2 protein-coding genes and 1 pseudogene are annotated in these 5,415 nt (G+C 54.8%); 1 reads left to right on the top strand and 2 read right to left on the bottom strand.

Annotation, left to right across the window (positions count from 1 at the left end):
- Nucleotides 1-113: 113 nt before the first annotated feature.
- Nucleotides 114-2,240, bottom strand: a complete 2,127-nt coding sequence (locus BCO18175_RS40255; protein WP_174989367.1) for a restriction endonuclease — start codon at nucleotides 2,238-2,240, stop codon at nucleotides 114-116.
- Between the two features lie 1,320 nt (nucleotides 2,241-3,560).
- Here BCO18175_RS40255 and BCO18175_RS40250 point away from each other — a divergent pair.
- A complete protein-coding gene (locus BCO18175_RS40250) occupies nucleotides 3,561-5,084 on the top strand; it encodes a hypothetical protein (RefSeq protein WP_174989364.1) in 1,524 nt (507 codons plus the stop codon).
- Between the two features lie 131 nt (nucleotides 5,085-5,215).
- Here the strand turns inward: BCO18175_RS40250 and BCO18175_RS40245 are convergent.
- Nucleotides 5,216-5,335, bottom strand: a pseudogene (locus tag BCO18175_RS40245) (IS3 family transposase); the annotation flags it as partial.
- Between the last annotated feature and the right edge of the window lie 80 nt (nucleotides 5,336-5,415).

Raw genomic sequence — 5,415 nt, 5'->3', positions numbered from 1 at the left:
TCAGCGAAACAACGAAGAGGTTAACAAAACGCGCGGCGGGTTAACAGCCCCCAAACAATCATTTTGTTAGAGACTTTTACTGCCGTCGATGACGCCACTGACCAACGGCTTTCTCACCTCCAATGCCTGATGAGCGGCGCAGGCTGCTCCTTACCGCGATCAAGCTCACTGAGCGATGCTTCGTAGCTGTCGCGGACCGATTGTGGCGTGCCGTGCATGGGTTTCGGCCGTGCCGCAAAGTGCTCGATTACGGCATCTTTCAGATCGATCAACGCATTCTTGCCTGCTTCGGTGTCGGGAGCGTTGATCGAATCCTTCAAGCGCGTGATCAACTCGCCTTTGATGCCATATTGCTTCAGCGTATCGACGGCAGCGGGAGAGTTATCGACAAGCAATTTCTTGATTTCTTCCAGCGCTGACTTGACGAAGTCGTCGCTCTTTTGATGGCGAAGTTGGATTACTTCGTCGATGAAGCGCAAGGCCTGTTCGTTGCCGATGTTCGGGTAACGATCCGAGATATGCGCGCGCAGCATTGTCCGGTTATCGGTCGTGTAGTTGGTTTCGCCATTGGCCACATAGGGCGGCATCATTCCGGATAGCGCGGCGGTAGATGCTTTCACCGTGGCGAGTTGCGGCGAAACGACCACTGAAGACACCTCCGTTTTAACCTGATTTTCCACCTCAGAGGTAACGCCAGGCGATGCACCACGTGAGGAGAAGTAATCGCGTGCATCGAGGAAATCTCTCACGCCGCTCTCTAGCTGCGTAAACGCAGCCGACTCGCGTTCTCTCGCTGCTTTGAGAAGATTCATCACTGAATCTCTGGGCTTGCCATCCAGGAGCGCTGCCGTTAATGTCTGTGCAAAGCGATCATCATTCAACCGTTCGACCGATTCCATTACGCGTTCCAATGCGTGATGGAGATACGTGTGGGGAACTTGCCGCGCCAACTGAGCAACCGATGCACCGACAATAAGCAATCCCTGTCCGTCGCTAGCGCCTCGACTCTGCAGGCCGAGTACCGTCTGATATGGCTTATCCGAATAGACTTGATCGTAGTCGTACACCGGCTCGAGCTCCGCGACCAGCGCGTTGCCAAGCACATTGGCAATCGCACCCGGCTTGTCTGGATCCTGGCCGAGCGCATAGACATAGAAATCGGCGTCGAATTTGGTTGCCTCGGCGCCGCCGGGAGGCGTACACGATAGTGTGATGCGGCCGTCGTCGTTTCGCGAGATCGACAGCTTGTCGATTTTGCGAAGTGCGTTCTCGGCGCTAGCGGGTGCGTGCTTGAGTTGATTGCCATCAAGTAGAACAGGCTTCGTGCTACGCACGAGCCATTCAACTTTCGCGCCGAGTTCGCCAGCCCGCTCAACCGCATCGATTCCTGCGTTAGGGCCGTGCACTGCGATCGTCTTGCCTTTGAAACGCTCAGGCTCGGCGTCGGTAGCACGCATGAACTCATCTAGGTCAAGCACAACTCCGTCATTGCGCAGACCCGCCAAATGTTCCGCCGTAATGGTAATGTTGCTGAACCCCTTTTCAGCTCTCGTTTTATCGATAGAGTCGCCCCAGACGTTGGTATGTGGTCCCGCGCCGATGCCTAGTACAACCTGCTTGCTGTCGACTACGTTGCCGTTGCCGAGCTTGATCCGATAATTGTTGTCGTTCAGCCGCTCGACGCCGATAGCGCTCTCGTCGATTCGCTCGGCACCCAGACTGACGGCGCGCTCAATCTGTGCATCGTTTCCGGCGGAAAACGCCGCGCGGTCGGGATAGCGTGAATCGTAATGTGGTGGGCGATCGCCCCATTGGTCGATGATCTCGCGCTGGTGATTAATGTAACCGGAGCCTCTCACGTTTGGCTTCCACGCATCCTGCTTCCCTATGATCGTTACCTTTCCTCGGAACGGCGTCGCACCTGAGGACGGATTCTGACGGCGGTTCAACTCGTTCAACAAATACGCGTTGCTGCTACCGACGCCGACGAATGTCACGTCGCGACGCCGTCCAGGGTCGAGCAAGGCGACTTGACTTTCGACTGCTTGCCCCGCAGGGATGCTAGCTGTGCCGTTACCAGACGCTACTAACGCGGGGTCGTGAACCGTGAGCAAGTTGAGGCTATTCAGGGAAGGTGCAATTTTCATAATAAGCCCACTGTTTGAAAAGATGACCTCAATCAAGAGGTCGACGATTGCATACAGACTGTTTTCGAAAGGAGGGCGGGCGACCTCAGTCATGTGATTGGGTACACCCACCCGAACAAGTCACTTGAGAGTCCATATGCCGGCCCATCAACATGGGGCAGTAAGAGTCTTGATTCGGCACATCAGACTCTGGACCAGCAAGCGCTTGGGATTGGCTCGGCGCATCTTCCGTTGGCGCCGCTAGTCTTGCGCGACGGCGTCGAGCTTTTCACTACGCCGACCTGAGCCGAATGAGCCGCTTGACCAATGCACCGCCCCATTGGCGGAATGGAGTCGATCGTTTAGGTCGTGTAAAGGCAGAACTCTACGGCATTAAAATACTATTGCCGTATCAGAAAATATCTCCCGATTCGTTCCGACGTATCCTGCGGGAAGGCGAAGATATTGATGTTGAATGGTACCTACAAAGTTCGTTTTCGCGACGTGCGGCCTCGTTGCGGCGAGAACGATGGTCAGATCGACAACGGATCATCGCACGCTTGCAAGAGCCGATGCATCGTTCATTGATGGAGGGATCTGGGGCCATGGAATGCACGATTTGGATGCGATTCACCGGCGCTCTGACCGAGTTTCGCACTTCGTGCGGCGACCTGGAGACGCGTATCCGTGCAGGTTGAAAATGATTGAGATTCTGCTGCTGATGTCGGCGTAGAATCTGGCATTCGAAGGAACTAATTTCGACGAATTGGCATTGACTACATCTCGCGTACATCCTTGTCAGCTAGATTTTTAGGATTCCAAATTCGTTTAGGAATAACAATGCCGAACAATATTCTCCGGAATCGGCCCGTCTGACTAAGTAGTCTCGGTCCAGCCCATCTGGAGGTAGCTGACCGAATGACCTTGCGGGAATCGAACTCCGCGTTATCACTCGTTATCCTAATCAAAGATGTCAAGGATAGAGTCGGCATCGTCTCGACGCATCTGCTGCCGATTGGCCGGATCGCTCGCAAGGCAAACTGTCTGATCGGGGTGGCCGGGCTAACGCTCGATATGAACTTCAGGGCAGGCCTCGAGATCGAGGATGGAAAAAAGGCTACGTAAAGTGCGATTGCGCACAAATCGTGTTTTATCTACGGAAATTTGTTACCGTTACGTTGGTCAGATTTTACGATTCTAATAGTGTGGATGAATTCGAGTTCTATGGAATTTATAACAGTGGTCGGTGAGAAAGTATTCAACGAGTAAGTCAATTACATCGCTTATCAGCGGGGTATCGCAGTTGATGCAGTCAAGGCAAACTGAATTAGACTAACCATCGAATCTTTATTTATAGAAGTTGAACGTCTAGCACATTCGATCGAACCCATATTGTGATTTCGTTGCTGTAAGTTCATATAGGAATAAGAAGCCATGTTAGGACGAGTAGCAATACAGATTGGCAAAGCAGTTGGCACCGTGGCGACAGGTATCGCGATCGATCGCGCGACCAATCCCAGTGGGACGCAATCCACGCCCAGTCCGGGTCCGACTGGAGGTCAAGCGCCGGGCAAGCATCAATGGCCGTTGACCGGTGACCAGCGCTTGGCAAACGCCGCGCGTGAAATTGCGCCGGATCCGGGGGCAGACGTATTTCGCGATGGCATTGATGCACAGTTTAACAAGCGAGGTGAACTCTTCAACAAGCTTCAAGCATTTATCGAAAACCCCGGCGCTATGGCCGACCGGATCGGCCAAGAAATCAACCAGGTTAAGGACGACGTCAACACAATCCGCGGTGCGTTTGCGATCGGGTCGGGCGGTGCGTCGTTGACGCGGAGCGAAGTGGGCACGATCGCGAGCGCGGCCGCGATCGATGCGGGGAACGGTATCTACGGCGCCGCGAAGGCGATCGCGAACGGTGCATACGTAGCCGCAACGACGACGCCGGGAGGCATCGAAAAGATATCCGACGCGGTGACGCAGCGTGTCGATCACGACATCAAGCAGGCGGTGACGGGCGCGGCGGTTTCGAGTGCGGTCGCCGGTGCAATCGGTGCAATCCCGCATCCGCTGGCGAAGGTCGCGTCGGTCGCGATCAACGTATCGGGTAAACTTGCGACGGGCGCACAGTTGTCCGAGAGCCTGCGCGAAGCGGGCGGCTCAAGCGACGATGCGAGTGCGACGCAGCAGGCGGTCGGAGAAATACTGCGCTCGAAGGCCGGTGGCGGTTCGGAGCCGGGTGGCATAGCACCTGTGAATATAGCGCAGCAGGGCAGTGGCAATGTAAATGGTGCTGGGAATTCGCTCCCCGGTATGCAGCAAGATCGGGCCAGCAACGGAAAGCAGTATGGCATACTGCCGGAAAATGACCTCTCAGTGCGGGCTGCGATGCGTGCTTGGTTTGAGGAATGTACTCGAGACAAGACGCGTCCGCGACCACCAAACGTCTTCGATCTGATGGATTCCGTGTCTTCCTTTGGGAAAAACTCAATAGGTGGACCGGCTCAGCATCATGCAAAAGAGCGGCGACAGAGGATGCAGCGCGCGGCGTATGATTTGAAGGTGCAAGCAGACAATCGACATCTCTTAGTAGAGAGGCGGCGGGCAGCTCAGGAGCAGCAGAAACAGCTGCATGTTGCTGCACAATCCAAAACGCCGTCCACGTCCACTAGAGATTCACTGATAACGCCCGAAGTCCAAGCAGTGCTTAATGCCAACGTTAGGAGGGCTCGAGAATTGGCTTTGTCTCAAGCGAAGGCGCTTGCTGCTCTGGATAATGACATGGCGGATCTTCCGGATGTGCACATGGAACTCCTTGAAGAGGTGCACGACGAGTTTCTGCTAATGCTATTAGAAACGGCATCTCACCCGCCACAGCTTGAGCCAGGTCAAGCTCAGGCCCAGGCTGAGTACGTTGATAATAGCGGTATACCTCGTGTAACTACCGTGAACTGACCCTGCCCCGACTCGACATACATGTGCGATTCATACGGTGGGTGGACTAGACTAAATCTGACAGAGGTTGTTTTTCATGTTGATGCGCATTGGCGCGGAGGGCTATGAAGCGGCCAGAGTTTCATAGACACTCACGAGCCGTTTAGCGCGTAGCGCCGCTCAAACTCTACAGGTGACAGGTCGCCGGCGGAACCATGCCGGCGAATCGGGTTGTAGAACATCTCAATGTAATCGAATACGTCCGTGGCAGCAGTTGACCCTGCCTCGTTTTCACGTACAGCATGTCATGCAGCAGCGCGTAGGGTTTCGTATTCGACGGGAGTGCAGTAGT

Source organism: Burkholderia lata (genome assembly GCF_902499335.1).
Lineage (GTDB): Bacteria > Pseudomonadota > Gammaproteobacteria > Burkholderiales > Burkholderiaceae > Burkholderia > Burkholderia lata_B.
The sequence above is the reverse complement of the archived record's forward strand: the minus strand, read 5'-3'. Positions and strand labels throughout refer to the sequence as shown.

Excerpts from the sequence above, each read along its gene's own strand:
- BCO18175_RS40255 (WP_174989367.1), bottom strand. The coding sequence starts at position 2,240 with ATGACTGAGGTCGCCCGCCCTCCTTTCGAAAACAGTCTGTATGCAATC.
- BCO18175_RS40250 (WP_174989364.1), top strand. The coding sequence starts at position 3,561 with ATGTTAGGACGAGTAGCAATACAGATTGGCAAAGCAGTTGGCACCGTG.